At 35.3% G+C, this 24,937-nt stretch carries 18 protein-coding genes; 9 read left to right on the top strand and 9 right to left on the bottom strand.

Going from position 1 to position 24,937, the window contains the following annotated elements:
* Positions 1-16 precede the first annotated feature (16 nt).
* Complete coding sequence (locus tag EL260_RS22440; protein WP_123857717.1) at positions 17-709, bottom strand: DUF2490 domain-containing protein; 693 nt, start codon at positions 707-709, stop codon at positions 17-19.
* Between the two features lie 229 nt (positions 710-938).
* On the opposite strand from EL260_RS22440, the gene EL260_RS22435 reads away from it, so the two are divergent.
* Both EL260_RS22435 and EL260_RS22430 read left to right on the top strand, forming a co-directional pair.
* Positions 939-1,967: a sensor histidine kinase gene (locus EL260_RS22435; RefSeq protein WP_123857716.1), complete on the top strand. Its 1,029-nt coding sequence runs from the start codon at positions 939-941 to the stop codon at positions 1,965-1,967.
* Entirely contained in the window at positions 1,967-2,665 is a 699-nt protein-coding gene (locus EL260_RS22430; RefSeq protein ID WP_123857715.1) for a LytR/AlgR family response regulator transcription factor, read from the top strand. Before EL260_RS22435 ends, EL260_RS22430 begins: the two co-directional genes overlap by 1 nt.
* 113 nt (positions 2,666-2,778) lie before the next feature.
* Here EL260_RS22430 and EL260_RS22425 read toward each other — a convergent pair whose 3' ends face one another.
* Together EL260_RS22425 and EL260_RS22420 are read right to left on the bottom strand one after the other, a co-directional pair.
* Positions 2,779-5,163, bottom strand: coding sequence for a M1 family metallopeptidase (locus EL260_RS22425; protein ID WP_123857714.1), 2,385 nt, complete (start codon positions 5,161-5,163; stop codon positions 2,779-2,781).
* A gap of 67 nt (positions 5,164-5,230) precedes the next feature.
* Positions 5,231-5,809, bottom strand: a complete 579-nt coding sequence (locus tag EL260_RS22420) for a HupE/UreJ family protein (protein ID WP_123857713.1) — start codon at positions 5,807-5,809, stop codon at positions 5,231-5,233.
* 149 nt (positions 5,810-5,958) lie between these two features.
* Here EL260_RS22420 and EL260_RS22415 point away from each other — a divergent pair, with 149 nt between their 5' ends.
* Together EL260_RS22415 and EL260_RS22410 are read left to right on the top strand one after the other, a co-directional pair.
* Positions 5,959-9,192, top strand: coding sequence for a S8/S53 family peptidase (locus EL260_RS22415; RefSeq protein WP_123857712.1), 3,234 nt, complete (start codon positions 5,959-5,961; stop codon positions 9,190-9,192).
* An 85-nt stretch (positions 9,193-9,277) separates the two neighbouring features.
* Positions 9,278-9,799, top strand: coding sequence for a DUF6702 family protein (locus EL260_RS22410; RefSeq protein WP_123857711.1), 522 nt, complete (start codon positions 9,278-9,280; stop codon positions 9,797-9,799).
* On the opposite strand, the gene EL260_RS22405 is transcribed toward EL260_RS22410, so the two are convergent.
* The 5 genes from EL260_RS22405 to radA all read right to left on the bottom strand — a co-directional run bounded on the left by EL260_RS22405 (position 9,796) and on the right by radA (position 14,314).
* Positions 9,796-10,389: an acyl carrier protein phosphodiesterase gene (locus EL260_RS22405; protein WP_123857710.1), complete on the bottom strand. Its 594-nt coding sequence runs from the start codon at positions 10,387-10,389 to the stop codon at positions 9,796-9,798. The genes EL260_RS22410 and EL260_RS22405 overlap by 4 nt on opposite strands.
* Complete coding sequence (locus tag EL260_RS22400) at positions 10,386-11,093, bottom strand: VanW family protein (RefSeq protein WP_123857709.1); 708 nt, start codon at positions 11,091-11,093, stop codon at positions 10,386-10,388. The genes EL260_RS22405 and EL260_RS22400 overlap by 4 nt, the downstream gene beginning before the upstream one ends.
* Complete coding sequence (locus tag EL260_RS22395) at positions 11,090-11,761, bottom strand: class I SAM-dependent methyltransferase (RefSeq protein WP_123857708.1); 672 nt, start codon at positions 11,759-11,761, stop codon at positions 11,090-11,092. Before EL260_RS22395 ends, EL260_RS22400 begins: the two co-directional genes overlap by 4 nt.
* 84 nt (positions 11,762-11,845) lie before the next feature.
* Positions 11,846-12,952 (bottom strand): AraC family transcriptional regulator, encoded by a 1,107-nt coding sequence (locus tag EL260_RS22390; protein ID WP_123857707.1) that lies wholly within the window; start codon positions 12,950-12,952, stop codon positions 11,846-11,848.
* Between the two features lie 12 nt (positions 12,953-12,964).
* Positions 12,965-14,314 carry a DNA repair protein RadA gene (radA, locus tag EL260_RS22385; protein ID WP_123857706.1) on the bottom strand — a complete coding sequence of 450 codons (1,350 nt, stop codon included), beginning with the start codon at positions 14,312-14,314 and terminating at the stop codon, positions 12,965-12,967.
* A 140-nt stretch (positions 14,315-14,454) separates the two neighbouring features.
* Here radA and EL260_RS22380 point away from each other — a divergent pair, with 140 nt between their 5' ends.
* The 4 genes from EL260_RS22380 to yidC all read left to right on the top strand — a co-directional run bounded on the left by EL260_RS22380 (position 14,455) and on the right by yidC (position 20,689).
* Positions 14,455-15,024: a YceI family protein gene (locus EL260_RS22380; protein WP_123857705.1), complete on the top strand. Its 570-nt coding sequence runs from the start codon at positions 14,455-14,457 to the stop codon at positions 15,022-15,024.
* A gap of 162 nt (positions 15,025-15,186) precedes the next feature.
* Entirely contained in the window at positions 15,187-16,839 is a 1,653-nt protein-coding gene (locus EL260_RS22375) for a right-handed parallel beta-helix repeat-containing protein (RefSeq protein ID WP_123857704.1), read from the top strand.
* Positions 16,840-17,030: 191 nt separating this feature from the next.
* Positions 17,031-18,641: a CTP synthase gene (locus tag EL260_RS22370; RefSeq protein ID WP_123857703.1), complete on the top strand. Its 1,611-nt coding sequence runs from the start codon at positions 17,031-17,033 to the stop codon at positions 18,639-18,641.
* A gap of 254 nt (positions 18,642-18,895) precedes the next feature.
* Positions 18,896-20,689 carry a membrane protein insertase YidC gene (yidC, locus tag EL260_RS22365; protein ID WP_123857702.1) on the top strand — a complete coding sequence of 598 codons (1,794 nt, stop codon included), beginning with the start codon at positions 18,896-18,898 and terminating at the stop codon, positions 20,687-20,689.
* Positions 20,690-20,767: 78 nt separating this feature from the next.
* Here yidC and EL260_RS22360 read toward each other — a convergent pair whose 3' ends face one another.
* On the bottom strand, positions 20,768-21,352 hold the full coding sequence (locus EL260_RS22360; protein ID WP_123857701.1) for a ribonuclease HII: 585 nt from the start codon (positions 21,350-21,352) through the stop codon (positions 20,768-20,770).
* Positions 21,353-21,974: 622 nt separating this feature from the next.
* Here EL260_RS22360 and EL260_RS22355 point away from each other — a divergent pair.
* On the top strand, positions 21,975-24,935 hold the full coding sequence (locus tag EL260_RS22355; protein WP_123857700.1) for a SusC/RagA family TonB-linked outer membrane protein: 2,961 nt from the start codon (positions 21,975-21,977) through the stop codon (positions 24,933-24,935).
* Positions 24,936-24,937: the final 2 nt, after the last annotated feature.

The following is a 24,937-nucleotide window of genomic DNA, read 5'->3' as shown; positions in this document are numbered from 1 at the left end:
TGGTTTGTATTTGAGGTTATTTATTTTTATTTTTTCTCCAGTCAAAATTGTTTCGATAGCCGATATAGGCATAGTTACTGGTAGATCCGGTTTCCAGCTGGTTGATAAAAGCAACTTCTATGGCTGAGTTTTTTCCTGTTTTTATTCCTATCCCGGCGGTTAAACGGTTGCTGTCGAATGTTTCTTCTTTGCTGGCATTCATTCGGATTTCATTTTTCAGGATCCCATAAAATCTTTCTTTCTCCCCGGTTTTATTGAATGGGATTCTTAATGAAATAAGATAGCGAAGCCTTACAATGAACTCATCCGGATTGCTTATGAAACGTTCTTCCACGCGAAACCGGTGAGAAATAGAAGTTCTTCCGATATTGCCTCCCAGGCTCACTTGTTGGAAAGGTCTTTTTTCATACCTCTCTTTTTTGGTATTATCAGACTTGTAAGAGTCCAGAATAAGAAACATGGCTCCTACAGCAGGTCTTACCTCATTAGCAACTTCATAATCTACGTAAGCAGAAACCAAAAAAAGTCTGGTGTCATAGGCCAGGTCAAAAGACCGGTATTGGGAAAGGGCTGTCAAGGTACTTTTATCTGTAAGTTTTGCAGACATAAGGTATTGGAACCACATATTATAACTGTCCCGGCTTTGAGCGATCACAAATTGACTTGCACCTAGTAGAAAAAAGGTGATTAATGATAATTTAACTTTCATGTAAAATTGAATTAATATCCTGCTTTCTCAAATATATTTATAAGAAGGAGCCGGGAATTTATTTTTCAATCAATAGCAGTTTTTATCAGTAAACTGCAATCCGGGGAGAAAAAGGTCTTATATTTGAAAGATTGAAAATTGGATATTTTAGATGTTTTTTATTATAAATATTGTATTTATATTATTGATTTTTAGGGTTTTACTTAGTGGTAGAATTTTAAAGAGACTGATGGAATATCATTGGGGACTTTTGCTGAAGTTTCAGCATATTTTCTTCTTTTTCTTCTTCTTTATCATCACTTTTTTCACCGAAAACTACTTTTTGGATGTTCCGGAGCTCATTTGGTCCGTATTATTTGTGATTATTTTCAATGTTGGGATTTACTATCTGGTCTATTTTTATCTGGTACCCAGGTTTTATCTTTCCAATAAGTATCCGGAGTTTATTCTGTATGCATTTATCTGTTTTTTGGTATCAAGCCTGTTTAGAATTTTGCTGGAACCTGCCGTGTTTAATATGAAATTTGATGAAACACTATCCAACACAAAATTCCTTTACAATGTGTATACTGCTCAGGGTATTGTTATATTGGTAGCCTCATTTCTGGGAATTACTAAGGATAAATTTCTGATTGAACAGGATTTTAAAAACTTAGGGGAAGAAAAAGACCAACTGTATCTTGACCTTTTAAAATCAAAATTAAACCCTCATTTTTTACTGAATACCCTTAATAATATTTATTCGAAAAGCTTTAATCCATCCGAGAAAACATCGGAATCTATCTTGCAGTTAAGCCGCTTGTTGCAGTATGTTATTTATGATACCAATAAGGAAAAGATTACGCTTATGCAGGAGTTTTCAACGATTAAATCATTGATTGGGCTTTACCAGTTAAAGTATAATAACCTATTGGATATCAGGTTTGAAATAAAAGATGAAGAAACATTGGAGCTTATTGAAGTACCTCCATCAGTTTGTCTTACCTTATTTGAAAATGCTCTGAAACATTCAGCAGTGGGGATTGAAGGAAATAGTTTTATCAGTGTATTTTATAAAATACAGGATCAGGAACTATCATTTGAAATTAAAAATTCTATGGCAAAGAACCGGAATCTTGTGAATAACGTTAATGATAATGGATTGGGAAATGAAGCAGTCATCAGCATTCTGGAAAAATACTACCCTGAAAGATTTACTTTTATATCAGAAGCGGCTATGAATAATACATACGAAACTACTTTAAAAATTAAACTATAATGGCTAACCTCACTATCGTAGGAGTGGATGATGAATATCCCGCGTTAGAACTTATCCGGCACTATTGTGATGGGATAGAAGATATCGATTTGCTGGAGATATTTCAGAACCCGGAAGAGGCGCTACAATATTTGCAGAAGAATAGAGTAGATCTGGTTATTCTGGATATTAATATGCCTTATATTAATGGGATTGATCTTTTACTTAAACTTCCCTATAAACCATTATGCATATTTCTTACATTGGAAACTCAATATGCCGTTAAAGCATTTGAATTGGATGTTGTGCATTATCTGGTGAAACCTGTAGACTTTGAAACATTTAAAAGAGCAGTTTATAAAGCAAAGGATTTTTTACAGTTTAAACAATCTGCGGAAGATAAAAAACAGGAAGATTTCATTATGTTCAAGTCTAATTATATCATGAATAAAGTTCTTCTTCAAGATATAAAATGGGTTCAGGGATTTGGCGAATATATTATTTTAATCACCCATTTGAAAAAATATATGATCTTGGAACGGATGTCTAATTTTGAAGAAAATTTTCAAAATTTAGGGTTTATCAGGATTCATAAATCCTATATTGTCCTTTCTTCTCATATCAGTTCATATGATTCGAATACAATTTATCTGAAAGGAGGAGAGCAGCTCCCATTAGGAAGAACTTACAAAAAACACCTGAAAGAATATTTGGGGTAAAAAGAATAGGCTAAACTTTTATAAACATTTCTAATGTAAAAAGAAAAAGCTCACTGATTCAGTGAGCTTTTCAATTATATTTTAATAGCAATGATTGCCAATAATTATGCTATTTAGCTTTTTCCGGCTGCCTGCATAGGATTTACTTTTCCATTGGAGCTCCCTCTTGCAGGACCTCCTTCCTGTTTCTGTTTAAAGAGCTGGAATTTTGATGTTTCACCACCGGAAGCATTGCTGCTCCAGAAGTTATTGGTGGTGTCAATATCAGCAGTTTCTCTCATTGGATCTAACTGAATTGATTTCAATTTCTTGTCAAAATAATACGTCTTAGAAACTTTTTGTTCATTCAGCCTCCAGATCTGTGCTGAAGATTTGTCATATAATTTTGAGCCATCTTCAAAGGTAAATTCAAGAATGACTGGCATTACCAGGCCACCTTTGTTCAGGAAATCGATCTGATACGCTGTAATATTTTTAAACTTCTCTTTATCCTTAGCATCTAAAGGAAGAGTAGCCTCTACTTTTGTAGTGTATTCTTTAGTGCTTACTTTTTCTTGCCCTCTGTCATATCGATAGTAGAAATCCTGAGCTTCTTTATCTTTATCAACATAGAACGTAATGTTCTTGTCTTCTCTGTTTCTGATTTTTGACAGGTCTTCAAAACTATTCACTAAAGGCTTATCAACCTGATATTTTATTTCCTCAGCTGCTTTTGGATTAGTTTCAAGGTTAGGAGTAGCTACGGTTACTTTATCAATCGCAATATCTACAGGGTCTGTTCCATAGAACCATCCTCTCCAGAACCAGTCAAGGTCTTCACCACTGGCATCTTCCATGGTACGGAAAAGATCTGCCGGTTCAGGGTGTTTGAAGGCCCATCTTTTTGCATACGTTTTGAAAGCTTTATCAAAAAGCTCCCTTCCCATAATGGTTTCACGAAGAATATTCAATCCTGTAGCAGGTTTTGAATAGGCATTCGGGCCATACTGAACAATATTTTCAGAGTTGCTCATGATTGGCTCAAGCTGATCTTTGGGAAGTTTCATATAATCTACGATCGTCCATGCCGGACCTCTTTTAGACGGAAACTTATTATCCCATTTCTCTTCTGTAAGATACTCTGTGAAAGTATTCAGCCCTTCATCCATCCATGCCCATTGTCTTTCATCTGAATTGATAATCATAGGAAAGAAGTTGTGGCCTACTTCATGGATAATTACTCCGATCATTCCGTTTTTAGTTCCTTCAGAATAAGTTCCATCTTTTTCCGTTCTTCCGAAGTTGAAACAGATCATTGGATATTCCATTCCGTTGGCTGCTTCTACAGATTGAGCTACAGGATATGGATAAGGAATGGTGAATTCCGAATACGTTTTAATGGTATGAGCTACTGCCTTTGTGGAAAATTTTCTGTAAAGTCCGTAAGATTCTTTAGGATAGAAACTCATAGCCATTACCTTATTGTTATTTTCAGGAATGGTAACGCGCATGCCGTCCCAAACAAACTTTCTGGAAGAAGTCCAGGCAAAATCCCTTACGTCATTGGCTTCAAAGACCCATGTCTTTCTTTGCTTTGAATGATTCTTTTCCGCTTTTTTAGCTTCATCTAAGGTGACAATTTCTATAGGTTCAGAAGCATTTTCTGCTTTTCTGTATCTTGAAAGCTGATCAGAAGTTAATACCTGATCATAATTTTTACATTCTCCTGTTCCGCCTACAATGTGATCGGCAGGGACATTCATAGACACTTTAAAATTTCCGAAAACCAAGGCAAATTCTCCTCTTCCGGTAAACTGATGATTTTGCCAGCCCTGGAAATCACTGTATACACACATTCTTGGATACCATTGTGCCATGGTGTACAAGTCGTTGCCATCTTCCGGGAAATTTTCATAACCTCCGCGGCCACCCATTTTGATCCTGTTTCCAATATTGTAATTCCAGTCTACTTTGAAAATAAATTTTTCTCCTTTTTTCAAAGCTTTTGGAAGGTCAATACGCATCATGGTTTTATTGACGGTATATTTTAAAGGACTTCCTGAAGCATCCGTTACTTTTTCAAGGGTCACTCCATAGCCATTATCCTTTACAGGGAGTTCTGTTACCTTAAGCTGTTGATCCGTTGTTGATGGACGCAGAATAGAAGAGTTATCATATCCTGCATTTCTGATACTGGAATGTTCATTTTCATCCAACTGCAGCCAGATGTAATCCAGTTCATCAGGAGAATTATTATAATAAGTAACCGTTTCCGAACCTTTCAGATTTCTTTTATCCTCATCAAGATAAGCGGTAATGTTGTAATCGGCTCTGTTTTGCCAGTATCCATGTCCTGGAGCACCAGAGGCAGTTCTATAAATGTTGGGTGTTCGCAGAATACTTCCCAGTTGCTCAAATTTATTTCCATGGTTGCTACCCGGGTTATTCTGAATATTTTGTGCGGTGAAACCTGTATAGGCAAATACAGAAAGTGAAAGTATAATAACTTTTAGTTTCATAACCGAAATGATTTAATAATTATCAAAGATAGTAATAAGCAGTTGAAATGATAAAAATATTTCACGTTTAGAAAGGAATTCTTTCTAATGTCATTTTTAAGGATAAAGCAAAGACCCCTGATGAGACAAAAAGGATCCAGTCTTTTTTATTGACTTTAAAAAGAGTAAGCAGAATAAATAAGAATATCAAAATGGCACCTACAATAACAATCTGCCCCAGTTCCAATCCAATGTTAAATCCTAATAGTGGAATGGCAATACCTTGGCTTTTGGCGATCATCACTCTTGCCGTATTGGCAAAACCCATTCCGTGAACCAATCCAAAGATTAAAGCAAGATAGTAGTTAGCCCGCATTAGCGTCTGCTTCTGGTTTTTCATAATAATATTATCCAGAGATGTCAGCACAATGGTGAGAGGGATTAAAAACTCTACCCAATCAGAAGGAACTCTGAAGACATCAAGAATACTTAGAGCTAGCGTAATTGAATGTCCAATAGTGAATGCTGTTACAAGGATCAGTATTTTTTTCCAGTCACTAAAAGAGTAAACGGCAATCAGAGCCAAGACAAAAAGCTGATGGTCTAAAGCATCAAGAGAAATAATGTGTTCCCATCCAAGGTTTAAATAAAATAGAAAATCCTGCATTTTGATAATAGATTATTGGTTTTTGAATATTGTGTTAAAACGAGTGTATTGTAGTGTTTTTGTTTATTTTTTATTTGTATTGATTATTAATAATTTTGCTTATTATTATTCTAGATAAAAATTGTATAATTGTATTTAAAAAAAAGACAATGGATATTAGAAAACTATTTTTTACAAAAGTAAACATTTCGTATGGAGGAACGAAGCTTCTTAGAAATGCTACAGTTGCTTTCTTGGGGTTGTACTCGTACGGATTTTATGGTCAGGTACAAAAGCTCGATTCCCGATTTAATTATTTATTGAAGAATAAGGAGAGCCTGAATAGAGAAAACGTTTTAAAAGATTTGGAACGTGAAGATATGAAATTGGATAAACATTTAGTAGTTACCTCTAAGGGGGCGCAAACAATGTATTCATGTATTATTTATACCAAGAATCCTGAAAAACTTAAATCAGATGGATTTATAATCCAGAGCCAGCTGCCTACTTTTTCAACGGCACTAGTGAGCCTTGAAGATATTGAAAGGTTGATGGAACTTCCTTATGTAACCTCTGTGATGGGGCCTACATTTGATGAGCTTCATAACGATGTAAGTAGAGCACAGTCTGGAGCAAGCCTTTTGCAAGATGGCGTTTTTAATAATACAGCTTATAACGGAACAGGAATTCTTGTGGGGATTTTTGATACAGGGATAGACTGGAAACATCCAGATTTCAGACAAGTTAACGATCAGACTAAAAGTAGAATTGTTTCAATTTGGGATCAGACTTTAACTCCTCAGGGAGCTGAAACGTCTCCTACAGGATTTACCACTGGTGTAGAATATACAAGAGCACAGATTGAAGATGAGTTGGATGGAAGTCCTACTAATTTTGTCCGTGAAAATGATATTAATGGTCATGGAACCCATGTGGCAGGAACTGTTGCAGGAAACGGAGCTGGTTTTGCAAACAAAAGACATAAAGGATTTTCTTCGGAGGCAGACATCGTTTTTGTAAAAGGAGGAAACGGATCTTTTCCAACAACGAATACAATCAACGCATTGACTTATTTTAAAAATGTAGCAACAGCCTTAAACAAGCCGATCGTCGTAAATATGAGTATTGGTGGACAGGGAAGTGCTCATGATGGTACATCCTCTCATGAAGTAGCTGTTGATAATTTTACATCGTCAGGACCTGGAAGAGTAGTCGTTATTTCTGCAGGTAATGATTATGGTGCCAATCTCCATAGAAAAGTAGATATAGAGGCCGGTGGAACACAATCTTATACTTTTAATGTGGCAAGTAATACCTCTGCTGCATCTGTATTTGGTTTTCTGATGTATGCTAACGATAATACAGCCGTTACAGCAAAATTAACAGCTCCCGATGGTCAGCAATATATACAGAATGTAAGTACCGATACAACTCATAATATATTAGGAGGTGGTTTCACTGCTACTATGTATAATTATTGGGGGAATGATAATAATAAACGATATGTTCAGCTACTTGTAAATAGAGTAGCGGGATCTACGGCCAATTGCCAGGGAACATATACACTGGAAATTACCAATAACGGAACGCAGACAATTAATACGCATGGCTGGCTGTATGGTCAGGGAGTAGCAACTACCCTGCTAAATGGGGATAATGAATATATTGTTGGATCTCCAGGTAACGCAACAAGTGCTATTACAGTAGCTTCCTATTTGGGTAGAGTAAGCTGGATGGCTCCGGCAGGAGGATATGGCTATAGTAATACTCCGCAGGAAACGATCTCTTCATTTAGTGCACAGGGGCCTAGAGTTGATAATTTCCAAAAACCGGATATCACAGGTTCAGGTCAGGCTGTAATCTCTGCAAGATCTAGTAGTTCTGCGCCAGCAGCTTCGAATATTATTGAAAATACTAACTATTATGTGATGAATCAGGGAACCAGTATGTCATCTCCGGGAGTTGCCGGAGCTGTAGGATTATTGCTTCAGGCAAATCCGACATTGACCGCTGCACAGGTTAAATCACGTCTTACTTCCACTGCAAGAAAAGATGCAGCAACAGGAAATGTTCCTAATACAAGATGGGGATATGGAAGATTAGATATTTATAAAGCAGTGACTAAAGAAGTAGGATGTGTAGAGTCTAATTTTGAGTCTATTACTTATGATGAACCTTATATCACTATTAATGCAGAAGCTAATACGACTTTTACCAATGCGGCATTGGCAGTTCGTTATACTCCAACCCTAACTGGTAAATTGGGAAGTATTTCATTCACAACAGGTTCGGGTGTAATTCCTGCCAACCAAGCAGTGGATATTCAAGTAAGAAAGGTGAATGCTAACGGAGATCCTGGAGACATTATTGCTACAAAAAATATTGCATCATGGGATACCAATATACAAAGATTTACATGGAACTATGTGGATTTATCCAGCTTAAATGTTCAGGCAGTAACAGGGAAGGATTTCTATATTGTTATCAATGGTTTAGGGGGAACTGTAACTATGAAAAATGAAGCTACTGCAGTAAGTGGACGTAGTAAAACATCAACAGATGGTACAAGCTGGACAACAAGAACTTTCGATCTTAAAATGAGAGCGAATGTTTACGAAAATGTAGCTGAAGTGAAAAGCCTAGCAACTTCCAACCAGACAAAAGCTAGTGCTGTTGCTGCTGGTTATAATTATTTTACAAATGCTTGTCAGTTGATTTCAAGAGTAGAAAAAGAAACGGCAAGTACTGTGACTGGAAATGTAACTTCAAAAGTATGGGTTGATAATGTACAGCCTGGTTATGTTTCAAGAAGATATGAAATGAATCCTGCTACAGATGCAACTATTGCTACAGGAAAAGTAACATTATACTTCAAACAGGCTGATTTTGATGCTTATAATTTAACAAGTGGTATTAAACTTCCTACCTCTCCTACTGATGAGGCTAATAAATTCAACCTGGTTGTTGAAAAATATGCGGGAACAAGTGCTGGAAATGTGGGAACTGTAGCTTCTTTTGGAGGTACACCAACTGCTATTACTCCTAATGTTGCAGATATTGTTTGGAATAATACTTATCAATATTGGGAAGTAAGTTTCCAGACTACAGGCTTTGGTGGATATTTTGTTAAAACAAATGCTACTTTAGGTACAGGTGAGGTAACAAAACTGAATGCTGGAGTGAATATTACTCCAAATCCAGCTAAAGATGTTGTAAATATCTCATTGGGAGGGTATTCTAAAGGTACACTTACTATTTATGATGCTTCAGGAAAGTTGATTAAGACAGAATCTATGAATTCCAACTTAAACAGAATGGATGTTTCATCATTGGTAAAAGGAGTATACATGTTTACAATTAAGCTAAACGATACTACAATTACTAAGAAAGTAGTTAAGGAATAATTTTAATTGCTTACCATATACATTTATAGAAAGCAGCAGTTTTATAACTGCTGCTTTTTTTATATTTGTCATTAGAAAAGATCTCATGTTGCGTAAATTTTTTTTAATATTCTTTTTATCATTAACAGTCATTCTTCAAAGCTTTACAAAAGCAAATAAGGAGAATGTACATCCTTATCATGTAGGATCCGTAGAAATCAATTATAACTCTAAGTCTAAAACTTTTGAAGTAACAGGTCGATTTTTCCTCGATGATCTGGAAAATGGACTTGCGAAAAAGTATGGTGGAACTTTTCATTTTAATGATGAAAAATACAAGACAAAACTGAATGAAGCATTACTTAAATATTGTCAGGAATATTTTAAATTGAAAACAGACAATAAATTTCTTAAAGTAAATTATATAGGATATGAGGAAGACCAGGAATCTGTAAATGTCTATCTCGAATCAGAACCTGTTGTCAATCCTAAAAAAGTAGAAACAGCTGTAAGTTTCCTGTACAACCTTTTCGATGACCAGATAAATATTGTTCATATCATTGTGAATGGAGATAGAAAGAGTGAAAAATTAACGTATCCTAACCGTTATTTGTATAAACAGTTTTAACTTTCCAGTTGAATAAAGGCGTTGATTCCTTTTGCATGAGCGAGTAAGTCAGGAAAAAAATCATCATAACATTCCTGAAGAAACTCTTTATGAGTTAGAAAAGCTTCAAAAACAGGAATATCTTTATCCAGATACTTTGCTTTGTTCAAAACATTTTGGATGCTGAATTTAATACCCCAGTCTTCACGGTAATTGTAGAGCCAGTCGTCCTGTTCCATTTTAACCAGCATTTTTTTGAAATTATCCGGTAACCATTCATTATGAGCATTCAAAACGCTGTAGACATGTAAAGAATGGGCTTTCCATTCCGCAAGGGAATGCAAAGAAAGATCATTGGCTACAAAATAATCCATAGAAACATCTACAAATGCTCCAGCATAGAGTCTTACCAAAGGGGCAAAAGCTTTTTTAGCCTCATGAATGGCAGGGTGGGAGTCTGTGAAGGTATCAATAGCTCTATGTAAAGTAATTCCATCCTGAATATCCTTTGGGAAAGAAAAACGATCCCTGTTTCGGATAAAGTCTTCCAAAAACTGACCAACAATTTGTCCGTCAGTGAAAGTGAGAAAAGAATGAGCCAGATAATTCATAAACGAATATAAAAATTTTTAAACAAAGTTTGGTTATTCCTTACCGTTTCTACCCAAATTCCTTTTTCGATTTCAAGATATTTAAACTCAATTTTGTTTAAGGTTATTTCTTCTGATGAAATCAAACTGAGGTGAAGCTCATCATCATTAATAATACATTTAAACTGTACAGGAAACGGAAATGAATTCTGAATCTGCAGGTCTTTGTACCCATAAACAACCGTACAATCTGAACCTAAAGGAGTAAAACGTTCTTTTTCTTTATAAATATCCATAGAATGTGGATATCTTTCCAAAATCTTTAACCCGGATTGAAGGGCCAGATGATATAGAATAGAGGAGAATTGGCAGATTCCACCACCAAAGTCACTGGAAATAGTATTGTTGATGAGGTTTCGTCCTTCTTTGAAATTGTTTTTTTTATTCGGTCTTCCGATCATTTTCCAGAAAGAAAATACCTCACCAGGATGAATGACCAAATCATTGATCTTATTATTTACAACTCTTAAATTGTGAATTTTATTATGATGAAAAACTCCACTTTTGATAGGTTGCCGGAGTTTAACAGAATGGATTCCAATATTTTCTGAACGGTATTCCTTGGGATAAACATAATTGTTTTTTTGTTCATCAAAATATCGCTGCAAAAGTTTCAAATTCAGTTTCCATGAATGGGGAATCCAATTTTTCAGTTGCTGTTTCATCTCTTTTCCAAAACAGTAATGTGATAAGATGCCCAATTTTTCAGGAACGTGTGGCAAAGAAAAGTATCCAGAGGCAGAAAGAGTTTTCTTATTGCTTTTGGTAATCTATGAATCGGAAAAAATAATATTCCGGTTGTATTTTTAACTTTCCATTGATCTTTTGAAAGTTCTGCAATATCTGAAATTGAAAAGCTGTTGCCGGCATGCCAGCCTTCCTGTGGAGAAACAGATTTTTTTCTGCTCTTTACAGGATAATCAAAAATCAGCATTCCTTTTTTACCTAATTTTTGGTAGCATTCGTTTAAAAAGCTGCTTGTTTCTTTCCGGTTCTGATGCATGATGACATGAAAGCAAAAAATACAGTCAAATTCTTCATGAAAAGGGATTTCTGAAATTTCACCTACAGCCAATATTTTTTCAGGATATTTTTGTAGGGCAACGTTCAGCATATTGTCACTAAAGTCTGTTCCATGAGTTGCAAAATTCAATAGCCGGCCTGTTCCACAGCCTAGATCAAGAACTTTTGTATATTTTTTATCTTTGAAAAAAGAGCTTAAAAATGTTCTTTCCTGCTGGTCAATATATTGGCCGTAAGAATTTCCGAATCTGTTTTCATCGTAAGATTCCGCAAGGTTGCTGTAATATTCCAGAATGCTTGTTTTCATCATTTGAAAAATCTTCTGTTAGGATTATTAATTTTATTGATTCCTACAATTTTTATTCCGATTTATTGAACCTTTAATGAGTCCAGATTAGCTGGATTGTTCTTTCTTGAATTCGGAAGGGGTCATGCCGGTCATTTTTTTAAATATGGTGTTGAAGGCAGTTTTTGAATTAAAGCCTGACTCAAATGCAATTCCTAGTATGGAAAGTTTGTGAAAAGAACCTTCTGTAAGCATTTTTTTAGCATGTTCTACTCTGTACTTATTTACAAAATAGAAGAAGTTCTCCTGAAAACCGGTATTAAGAAGATAAGAAAGCTGATGCGCATTGATTTGAATAAGATCAGATAATTTTAATAGATTCAGGTCTCCATCCAAATAAGGTTTTTGGGTTTCCATGATGATTATTAATTGTTGTCTTAAAGACTCAAATTCATCATCGGAAATCAATTTTTTTCTTGATGTTTCCTCCACTTCACTTTCCACCTCAATAGAAAGAAGTTCTTCACGTTGATTTTTATTTACAGGATAGATCTCTTTTTGTCTGAGTACATAATAGAGTGTACTGTAAACAATAAATAAAAATAACAGATCCATGACCAAATGCTGATGCATTTTATACACGAAAGTATTGAATAGTTCATAACCAACAGTAATAACAATGGTTACGAAAAGAAGGAAGCTTAATCTGATCAACCATTGGAGGTCTATATTCTCTGTATTGGATGAGATGGTTTCAATCCTTTTCTGATGTTTTCTGATTTTAAAATAAATAAGAGCAATGTAGGGCAGATTATGAGCGATATCAATGAGCATTACGGTACTTCGGATGATTGGATTATTTTCCATATTGAAAAGTAATATCCAATAAATTACCGGAGTAATAAGGCAAATAAGATCTTTTTTTTGGAACCTGTAATTAGGATTGATAAAAAAGATAACGCTGAAAAACAGAAAAATCGGAGTAAAGATTTGGGCAGCATACAACGTAAGGATAAACCATAAATTGGGTACAATTCCACAAAAATGTAAAATATCGAGGAGCCAGTAGCTGGACCAGAGTAATATAAACACTCCAAAATAAAAGTTAGCCTTTTTATTAACCTGCATAGGATTAATTAATACTGTGAATGAAAGCAAAGTCAAGCCGCCATAAAGCAGTACCAAGACAAACTGTTGGATGTTTTCGAGTTGCATTATTTACATTTTTTAAAAAAGCCTTTCGTGGAAATCTTCAATCTTGCTTACCTCTTCAATCTTGATTCCAAATTTTCTTTTCGGAATTTTATTAAGATTGGAAACGAATATCTTCTCATAACCTAGCTTTTCAGCTTCAGTGATTCTTTGTTCGACTTGTGCAATGGGACGTATTTCTCCACTTAATCCGATTTCTCCGGCAAAACAGTAATGTTCTGAAATGGCGATGTCCTCATTGGATGAAAGAACAGAAGCTATGACTGCCAGATCCAGAGCTGGGTCATCTGTTTTTATTCCTCCTGTGATATTAAGGAAGACGTCTTTTGCCCCTAATTGGAATCCTGCTCTTTTTTCAAGCACTGCCAGAAGCATATTCAGTCTTTTTGAATCAAACCCTGTACAGCTTCTTTGAGGAGTTCCATACACTGCTGTACTTACTAATGCCTGAATTTCCAAAAGCATCGGCCTATTTCCCTCCAGTGTTACAGCAACAGAATTTCCGGAAAGTTCTTCAAATTTCTTGGTGATAAGTATTTCCGAAGGATTTTTAATTTCCTTCAATCCCTGAGAAATCATTTCGTAAATTCCGATTTCAGAAGTAGATCCAAAACGGTTTTTATTGGCTCTCAATAATCTGAAAAGGTGGTTTCGGTCTCCATCAAAATTTAAAACAACATCTACCATGTGTTCCAATACCTTTGGACCGGCAATCTGACCGTCTTTGGTAATATGGCCTACCAAAAATACAGGAATACTGTTTTCTTTAGCGTATTTAATGATCTCGTTGGAGCATTCTCTGATTTGAGAAACCGTTCCGGGAGAACTTTCGATCAGTTGGGATTGAAGCGTTTGGATAGAATCAATAATCATGAAATCCGGTTCCAGTTTTTTGGCTTCATGAAGAATTTTTTCCAGGGAGGTTTCTGTAAAAAGAAAACAATTCGGATTTTGAATGTCTGTTAGTCTATCGGCTCTCATTTTAATCTGAGAAGCGCTTTCTTCCCCGGAAACATAGAAGATTTTTTTCTTCATTTTTAAGGCAAGCTGAAGCAATAGGGTAGATTTTCCGATTCCCGGTTCTCCACCAATCAGGGTGACGGAACCTAAGACAATTCCGCCTCCCAGAACGCGGTTCAGTTCTTCGGAAGGTGTTTTTAATCTCGGTTCTTCACTGGTTTCTACCTCAATAATGTTGATAACATGTTGCTTGGTTTTTGAGAAGGGCACCGACTTGCTGTTGGGCTTCTCTATCACTTCTTCCACCAGGGTATTCCATTGTCCACAGTTTTTACATTGTCCCATCCATTGGGAATATTGGGTTCCGCAATTTTGACAGAAATATGCCGTTTTCAGTTTTGCCATACTGCGAAGTTATAAAAAAAGCATTTTTTTTCCGAGACTTAAATGGATTTAAATATGAAATACTATCATAGGTCAATGATAGAAATATCTTTATATCTTAGCTTTGCTGAAATAAAATATTAATTTAAAATATAATTATAATGAAAAAACTATTTTTATCCTTCGTATTTGCGCTTCTAAGTACTTTTTCTTTTGCACAGAATACTTGGGACATAGATCAGATGCACTCTTCAGTAAATTTTACCATTGAGCACATGGGAATCAGCTTTGTTCAGGGTAGATTTGATAAATTTGGTGGAGACCTTACCACAAAAGGAAATAGTCTTGATAATGCTGCATTTAATATCAGTATTGATGTTGAAGGTATTAATACAGGAGTAGAAATGAGAGACAAACATCTTAAAAGCAAAGATTTTTTTGATGCAGGAGAGTATTCAAATATTAAATTTACCGGAACTTCTGTTTCCAAAGAGAAAGATGGAACCTATATATTTAAGGGTAAACTTACTATTAAAGATGTTACAAAAGAATTTAGTGTACCTGTAACCTTAGGAGGAATTACAAAAAATAAGGAAAGTAAAGAGATTATGGGACTTCGTGCGAAATTTACGATTAATCGTTTCGATTATAATGTGAACTATGATCCTACAGCAGCAGGTATTGCTAAGTGGGTAGAGATGAATACTTATTTTGAATTGATTAAAAGATAATTGACAGACAATAGCTAAATAAAAGGCTTCCGATAAAGCGGAAGCTTTTTTTATGGAAAATATTTTTTTTCTGAAAGAAAATACGTCATAGTTTGGCGCTGTGGATAGATATTTTTGTTCCAGATTCTTCTAAGAATTGATTAACCATTTAACAACAAAAATATGATTTACACAGAAGCTTTTTTTGCACAAGGAAGTACTTTCCCTAATGATGATGAGGTAAACTTGATAGACAGTTACACCTTTGAACCTGTTATTTATAAAAAGACAAATGTAGGAGTGCCTGCTGCCGGAGACGGAGATGGTGCGGTTTTCCGTAAAAAAGGAAATGACTTTTATAAAAGACAATGGACCGGATATGTCAATGTCTTATGGTGGGGTATTCAAGGGCTTTCAGATCAGTTAAGAACAGACCGCCTCAACACAATTTTGCAGCTGGGCTATGATACCTTCTTTGGAAAAATGAACATTGGAATTTCCGGGGTACTCTTTCTTCAGAATAATCAAAGGGTATTATCTGACCAATGTAGAATAAAACAGAATAAAAAGAACACCGAGATTTTTAATTGTGAAGAAAAAAAGAATATATCAATAAAAGGATTTTTCCTGGAAGGGTTTAAAGAGGATTATGATTATGCTCAGGCGTCCAGTTCTAAAGCCGTGGGAATTTATTGTTATGGAACTCAGAACATCAACATCGAAAAAAACCTGTTTAAAAACTTTACCTATGCCGGAGTTTCAGGTTTAAGAAATATGGTTAACCTTACATTTAAACAGAACCGTGTTGAAAATGAATTTACAGAAGACTGGGCGAAAATTGGGACCGGAAAAAAAGACAACGCCGGAATTGCCGTTGGCGGAAAAAATATAAGCGTTGTTCAGAACTATTTTGAAAATTCATCACAAGGAATGATCATTGCTGAAAATTCAAAATTTGTGATGATTTCTGATAATGATATCGAAAATACCATCCTGGAACACGGAATGTACCTGGATGCCGGAATTTCAAATATGACGGTATTGGGGAACAGAGTCCGCAATACAAAAGGAATCGGAATCAAAGTTCAGAATTATGATCAGAAGAAATACCCGGATTATGTCTGCCATAATATTGTGATTTCAAATAATATCGTAGACAATGCAGGAACAATAATTGATGAGGCGCTCGTTGCAACACTTGATCCTCTAAAAGATTATATTCCGGCAGGGGGAGACGGTATCCTTATTAACAATACCAATGAAGTAGCGCCTTATAAACTTATTGCCAGCAATGTGGTAGTCACTGGAAATGTAGTGAGAAATGCAAAGCAGCACGGAATTAATATCAGGCATGTTGAAGGTGGGGTGATTTCCAATAATGTAATCAATGATATCGGGAATGTAGGACTCTACGTTTCTCATGCCAAAGGGGTGGATGTTTCCCATAACAATATTCAGACCTCCAGAGAAAATGGTATTCTGATTGAATCCAATAATAATCTTTTGAACGTATCCTTTAACATTGTTGAAAATCCAGGTATTAAGAACCAAGGAAATGAAGGCAGATTAGCAGGGATAAAGCTGGTGGAAGGAAATAATTATGAAATTGCCATCAGACACAACAAGATCAGAGGAAACGGAATGATGACATGGGGTATCTTCTCAGAAGGGGGAGTTGGGCAGTCTACTCATGAGATTGAGAATAATGTGGTCCTGAATTCGAAATATATTGACTACAGGTTTGTTAATGGAACAACGAAATTGAGAATGTTAAGAGATAATTATAAATGTATCCTGAATTCACCGGGAGACACGTGGTTAGATCCTTGCTTATAATTAATACTACAAGAGAGTGTTTCCGTTGAAAAATGCTCTCTTTTTATATGAATTTATTAAGGTGGCTTTTAATGAAAAAAAATAAAATTTATCCAGGTTTTATAGATGTTTAATGCCTGTTTTCTTATTTTCAAAATCTAAAAGATTGCTTTGTATTTCTTTTTCCCATAACTTTGCACAAACCTAATCTAATGAGTAAAAAGAATACAAAGTACATCTTTGTGACAGGAGGTGTAACTTCATCTTTGGGAAAAGGAATCGTGTCTGCTTCTCTGGGACTATTGCTAAAATCACGCGGTTTTAACGTAACGATCCAAAAACTTGATCCTTATATCAATATCGACCCGGGAACTTTGAATCCTTATGAACACGGAGAGTGTTATGTGACTGAAGATGGTGCAGAGACGGATCTGGATTTAGGCCATTATGAGCGTTATCTTGATGCTCCCACATCCCAAAACAACAACGTTACTACAGGAAAAATCTACCAGACTGTAATTGAAAAAGAAAGAAAAGGAGATTTCCTTGGAAAAACAGTTCAGGTAATTCCTCATATCACTAACGAAATTAAACGTAGAATTAAAATCCTGTCCAAGCAGAACTACGATATCATCATTACTGAGATCGGAGGAACAGTGGGGGATATTGAATCTTTACCTTACATTGAAACTGTTCGCCAGTTGAAGTGGGAACTGGGAGAGAAAAATTCTATGGTGATTCACCTTACCCTATTGCCTTATCTGGCTTCCAGTGGAGAATTAAAAACAAAACCATCTCAGCATTCCGTTCGTCAGTTAATGGAAAGCGGAATTATGGCTGATGTATTGGTTTGCAGAACGGAACATAAAATTCCAAAAGACCAGAGAGCAAAACTGGCTCAGTTCTGTAATGTTCCATTAGAAAACGTTATTGAATGTAAAGACATGGAAACTATTTATGAGGTTCCTATGTATCTTCAGAAACAAAATTTTGATGATGTAGTCTTGAAAGAACTGGATCTGAAAAGTGATAAAGATGCTGATCTGAAAGACTGGAAAACTTTTGTGAAAAAATTTCAGAATCCTAAGAAAACAGTTGAAATTGCATTAGTAGGAAAATATGTATCCCTTCAGGATTCTTATATTTCTATTGCTGAAGCATTCAAACATGCAGGAGCTGACCTTGAAACTGAAGTGAAAGTAAGATGGGTATACAGTGGAGATATTACAGAAGAGAACATCAAAGAGACCCTTAAAGGGGTAAATGGTATCCTTGTAGCTCCAGGTTTTGGAGACAGAGGTATCGAAGGAAAAGTTCTTACTGCAAAATATGCAAGAGAAAACAAAATTCCAATGCTGGGAATCTGTTTAGGAATGCAGATCATGACGGTAGAATTTGCAAGAAATGTTTTAGGACATACGAAAGCAAATTCTGTGGAATTTGATACAGCAACTCCGGATCCTGTAATTTCATTAATGGAAGAGCAGAAAAACGTAATTGATAAAGGTGGTACGATGCGTCTTGGAGCTTGGAAATGTGCTTTGAAAAACGGATCTAAGCTATATGATATCTACGGAAGCAAGAACATTTCTGAAAGACACCGTCACCGTTATGAATTCAACAGTGATTATCTTCAGGAATTTGAAAAGAATGGTTTCTTAGCTACAGGAACAAATCCGGAAACAGGATTGGTAGAAGCATTGGAATTACCAGGACATCCATTCTATGTTGGGGTACAATATCACCCGGAATACAAGAGTACGGTAGCTACACCACACCCTTTATTCAGAGCTTTCATTAAAGCTTGTGAAACTTCTAAGTAAGATATTTTAGGTTGGGAAGAGTCTGAGATTCACCCAAACTAAAACAAATAAGGTAATTTTATACCATAAACGTCTATAGATAAACTCAGGTTGATTTTTCTCAGCCTGAGTTTATTATATACTAATGCATTATAGTATAGAGTTTTGATAAAAAAACAGTATTTTTGTCAGCTCAAATTGACCATAGATGAATAAGCTTTTTATATGCTTATGAGGTCCAATAAATAGGAAATTTTAATTATAACAAAAATAAAATGCAACAAAACAACGGAATCGATAAGAAGCAGATGATTAGTTTCGCGGTTTTATGCCTGATTCTCTTCGGTGCAATGTTCTACTTCCAGAACAAGCAGATGAAAGAAGAAGAGTTAAAAGCTCAGCAGCAGAAAACGGAACAGGTAAAAAATGCCGTAAAACAAACTCAGGTAACCAATATCAATCCAAATGTAACTCCAAATGCGATTCAGACAGCTAATTTGTCTAACAAAGAATTGAACATTGAATTCTCAAGCTTAGGAGGACAGGTTTCTAAAGTTCAGCTTTCAGAATATAAAGCATACAATAATAAAACGGATCAGGCTGACCTTCCCCTTTATCTTATTAATAAAAATAATTCAAACTACGGTTTCCAATTTAAAGATAAAACAGGAAAGGTTATCAATACTAAAGATTTAGTTTTCTCACCTACTGTTAATGGAAATGCTGTAACAATGACAGCAAACTATAATGGAGCTGTAATCCAGTTTATTTATACTTTACTTCCTAAATATACTCTTGATTTTAAAGTAAGAACCCAAGGTCTTTCTGCAGTTACTTCTGATAACAAAGCAGACTTTATCTGGGATTATAGCGTAAGAAACCTTGAAAAAGGTAGAGCTCAGGAGCAATCTCACTCAGAATTCTCTTATGCTTTCAATAATTATAAAGATTATGATTATGATGGAAGAACCACAATGGAGGAAGAAAAAGAAACCCTTAACTGGATCGGAGTGAAACAGCAGTTCTTTACTTCTGTCATCGAAGCTAAGAACGGATTTACTCAAAGTAAAGGGAATCAGGAGAATGTAGAAGAAGGAGAATATCTGAAGAAATTAAACTACGAAGGTTTTGTTCAGATGACCGGAAGTGAGTTGAATCAGGATTTTACATGGTATTTTATGCCATTGGATCTGCCATTATTGAAGTCTTACGATAAAAACTTTGATGAAATTCTTCCTTTAGGATGGTCTTTCATTGGAGCAATGAACCGTTATTTCTTCATGTGGTTATACGCTATTATTGCTGGTTGGGGATTATCAGCTGGTTGGGTAATCTTTGCAATGACGATTATCGTAAAATTGATTCTATCACCTATTATGTACAAGCAGCACAAGCTGAGTGCTATGATGAAGGTGATTCGTCCGGAAATTGATGAAGCAAATGCTAAGTTTAAGGATGCGGACCCAATGAAGAAACAACAGGCTACAATGGAAATTTACAGAAAAGCTGGTGTGAATCAGATGGCAGGATGTTTACCGGCATTGGTACAGATTCCGATCTTCTACGCGTTATTCCGTTTCTTCCCGAACTTTATTGATCTGAGAGGACAAGGATTCTGGTTTGCAAAAGACTTAACTGCCTATGATGATTTGATTAAATTACCATTTAAAGTTCCATTCCTTGGAGATCACTTAAGTATCTTTGCATTGGCTTGTACAGTAGTTATCTTAATCTATACTGTAATGACATCTGGAAACATGCAGCAGCCACAACAAGAAGGAATGCCAAATATGAAAGTATTAATGTATATCTTCCCGATTACATTCTTATTCTTTCTTAATACTTCAGCGTCTGGTCTTTCATGGTACTATTTTGTATCGAATGCGATCAACATCCTGATTATTCTTGTGATTAAATATGTAATTCTGGATGAGAAGAAAATTCATGCCCAGATTCAGGCTAACAAGGAAAAACCGAAAACAGAAGGTAAATTCCAGAAGAAGATGAGAGAAATGATGGAGCAGGCTCAACAGCAGCAGCAAACTCAGGAAAAAAATAAAAAGAAATAATTGATTAAGTCAATATATCAAAAAAGAGAAGCAAACTGCTTCTCTTTTTTTGTTTTTATAGTTGTCAAAAGATTTTTATTAATCATATTTCAGTCTGAACGACTGTCTGTGATGGATTGTAGGTCCATGCTTGATAAGCGCTTCCTGATGCTTTTTGGTAGCGTATCCGAAATTAGTATTCCAACCATATTCCGGGTATTCCTCGTGGAGTTCAATCATTAATTTGTCCCTATAATTTTTTGCAAGAATAGAGGCTGCAGCAATGGATAATACTTTTGAATCTCCTTTAATGATGCACTGATGGGGAATATAATTATAAGGATGAAATTTATTTCCGTCTACCAAAATAAGTTCCGGTGTTATGGTGAGTTGATCTAACGCACGGTGCATGGCATGAATACTTGCATTAAGAATATTATGCTCATCAATAAATACAGGTGGAAGTTCTGCAATGGCGTAATTTTTTACATTATCTTTAATATAGCTATCCAAGTCCATTCTGGTCTTAAACGTCAGTTTTTTTGAATCATTAACCAGATTTTGTTTGAAATCATCATCCAAAATGACAGCAGCGGCAACTACGGGCCCGCTCAAACAACCTCTTCCTACTTCATCACACCCTGCTTCGATGTAATTGCTTGTCCATTTTTGTAATAATTCCATTTTTTATGTGATATATGAGGTGTAAAATTAAAAAAAACGAATGTATTGGCTTTATATTTTGGCAGTTTTTATGAAAACATTCACAGAGAAAAAATATTGACTGTAAATTGTGAATTAAAAAGCTGAATTTTGCAGTGAATATAGAAGAAATCAAAGATATTAGAAAATATAAATCTATTTCTTTGAAAGGATTTTATTTCTGCTTTTGTTATATTAATTTATTCATATTTTTTATTGAAATAGTAGACTGTTTTTCGTTGCTCGCTCGACGTTTTTGGTCTTTTTTTGGAGTGGAAAAAAAATATGCACAGCATTGCATGTACGTAAAGAATGTGAAATTTATTCTAACAAAAGTGATTTACATTATTGTAAACCAAAGTGTTAATGTGGTATTTGGACGATGTATATATAGAATTTATCAATAATTGATAGCATTGATGTATTCAAAAAGAAATATCGATTAATTTTTTTTGTTTTTGTTAAAAAGCGTTTTTTTAACTTAATTTAATAGTTTATTGACTGTTTTAATTTGTGATTATTGAATAATTGATATTTTTTTTAAAAAATTCTTTGTGTTGTTAGGAAAGTTTTACAAATTTGTAGGGTACAAAATTAATTTGATATGAAGAAACTAACAACAGGTCTTCTTGTTTTAGTATTGACCTCTTCTATTGCAGTAGCAAATGCGCAGCAAACGAAGGACACTATTAAGACAAAAGAAATCGAGGGCGTAGTAGTAACCGCTCTTGGTATTAAAAGAGAAAAAAAATCGCTGGGATATGCTTCAGAAGAAGTAAAAGCAGCAGAATTAACCGGCGGAACTACTAACACAGGAAACGTAGCATCTCTTCTATCAGGGAAGGTAGCCGGGCTACAGGTAAATACAAACAATAACTTTGGTGGATCATCTAACCTGTTGATCAGAGGGTATAAATCCTTATCAGGAGGATCTCCACTTATTGTAATTGACGGTTCGCCTGTTAATAACACATCCCTTTCAACAGGAGCACCATTTGATTATGGTAACTTCCTGTCAGATATCAATCAGGAAGATATTGAATCCATCAACGTTTTGAAAGGTGCTGCAGCTTCCGCCCTGTATGGAGAAAGAGGTAGTGATGGGGTTATTTTGATCGTTACTAAAAATGGTAGAGGAACTGACGATGGTAGCTGGGGAGTTACTTTAACTTCCGGAATTACAGCAGGCTTTATTGATAAATCTACTTTTCCTAAATATCAGACAAAATATGGAGCTGGATATGGTGGAGAAGATTGGAACTTCCCTTTAAGTAAGGATGGATATCATTATGCAAACTTCCAGGATGATGCTTCTTATGGACCTAAATTTGATCCTAGCTTATTGGTTTATCAGTGGGATTCATATGACCCGTCTTCACCTAATTATGGAAAGGCAAGACCTTGGGTTGCTGCTAAAAATGGGCCTATTTCATTCTTTGAGACACCGGTTACTTATGTTAATACAATAACTATTGAAAAGGGAAATAAAACTTCAAATCTTTCCTTATCATATTCCAATATGCTTTCCAATGGTTTGATGCCGAATTCAGAGTTAAGAAAAAATACAATATCAGCTAAATTTAATCACGACTTTACGGATAAATTACATGCTTCAGTTTTTACAACTTTAACGTTGCAAGATACAAAAGGGCGTAATGAAACAGGTTATTCTGATAATGTTGTTTCTGGATTCAGACAATGGTGGCAGACCAACGTAGACTTGGTAGCATTAAGAAGTGCCTATGCAAATAATGGAAATAGTAATTTTTCATGGAATAGAACATCACCAGAAGAGGCAACTCCTCAATTCTGGAATAATCCTTATTTCCAGAGATATCAAAACTATCAGTCAGATAACAGAACGAGGGTATTTAGTTATGCTCAGTTAAAGTATGATATTTCTAAAAATTTCGGAATTACAGGTAAGCTATCTTACGATGATTTACAGATGGTTGTAGAAGAAAGATTAATGAATGGATCAATTCCTCAGGTATTCGGTGCTTCGGGATTGAATGTTTCTTCAGGATATGCTAGAACCAATTTGAAAAACTCTGAATTAAACTTCGATGTATTCTTAAATTATAAATTTAATATTACGGAAGACTTAAATTTGAGTGGTATTGCAGGAGGAAATGTTAGAAGAAATTTGATTGATAATGTATATATGAGTACTGAAGGAGGATTATCGAAGCCTGGGTTGTTTGCCATCTCCAATTCAGTAAGAACAATACTTCCTCCAGATGAAAATTATTCAAAATGGCTTACTTCAAGTTATTATGCAACAGCCTCGTTAGGATATAAAAATTTCTTGTTCGTAGATGCTACTTATCGTCGTGATCAATCTTCAAACTTACCAAAAGGAAATAATAGCTATGGATACCCTTCTGTAACTGGAGCTGTTATCTTATCTGAATTTGTAAAGCAGTCATGGTTGAGTTTCTGGAAAGTTAGAGCTAACTATGCAGAGGTTGGATCTTCTACAGTAAACTATAGATTGGTCAATACATTTAAGGCGAGAGGAGAAGGACTATTTGATCAGCCTTACTTCCTTGCTAATCCAAACCTGAAACCTCAAAGATCTAAAGAAACAGAATTTGGTATGGAGGCTCAGTTTTTCAAAAACAGATTAGGATTTGATGTTGCGATTTACAAGACAAAAACATTTGATCAGATTATTAATCTACCGGTTTCACCAGCTACAGGATATAGAACATTTTTGGTGAATGCAGGACAGATTGATAATAAAGGAGTTGAAGTACAATTAAATGGTACACCGTTTAAAACAGATAATTTTACTTGGGATATTAATGTGAACTGGTCTAAGAATGAAAATAAGGTAATTGAACTGAATGGGAATTCTCAAAACTATTTGTTAGCAAGATATCAGAACAACGTATCTCTTAATGCACGTGTAGGGGAGGCTTTCGGAGCCTTAGTAGGATCAGATTATCAATATGATGCCAACGGAAATAAGATTGTAGACCCTACATCAGGAAATTATCTGAGAAACAATAACCAAGTTATAGGGAATGTTACTCCGGATTGGGTTGGGGGGATCAGAAACAGTTTCCGTTATAAAGATTTTTCACTTAGTTTTCTTATTGATGTGAAGCAAGGAGGAGATGTATTCTCTCCAGATATGGGGTATGGATTGGCAACCGGACTTTACGTAGAAACTGCTGATTACAGAGAAAGTGGAGTTGTAAATCCAGGAGTAAATCCAAATGGAGCTCCGAACACTACAGTTGCAGGAGATCCAAATGGAGCTGGAAGTATAGACGGATATGGTGTGATGCCAAATAAAAGATTTATATATGACGCTTCTTATGTAAAGTTAAGAGAAGCAAGTATCGGATATAGTTTACCAAAGTCAATTTTAGCCAATACAGGTATCAGAGATGCTAAAGTTTCTATTGTAGGTAGAAATCTTTGGATTATTCACAAAAACTTACCTTATGCAGATCCTGAAACAGGAACAGGTAATGGTTTAGCAGCTAAAGGCCAGTCGATTGGATCTCTGCCTACAACTCGTGATATTGGTATTGATGTAACTTTAAAATTCTAGAA

Origin of the sequence: Chryseobacterium nakagawai (assembly GCF_900637665.1) — a bacterium.
GTDB classification, from domain to species: Bacteria; Bacteroidota; Bacteroidia; order Flavobacteriales; family Weeksellaceae; genus Chryseobacterium; species Chryseobacterium nakagawai.
The sequence above is the reverse complement of the archived record's forward strand: the minus strand, read 5'-3'. Positions and strand labels throughout refer to the sequence as shown.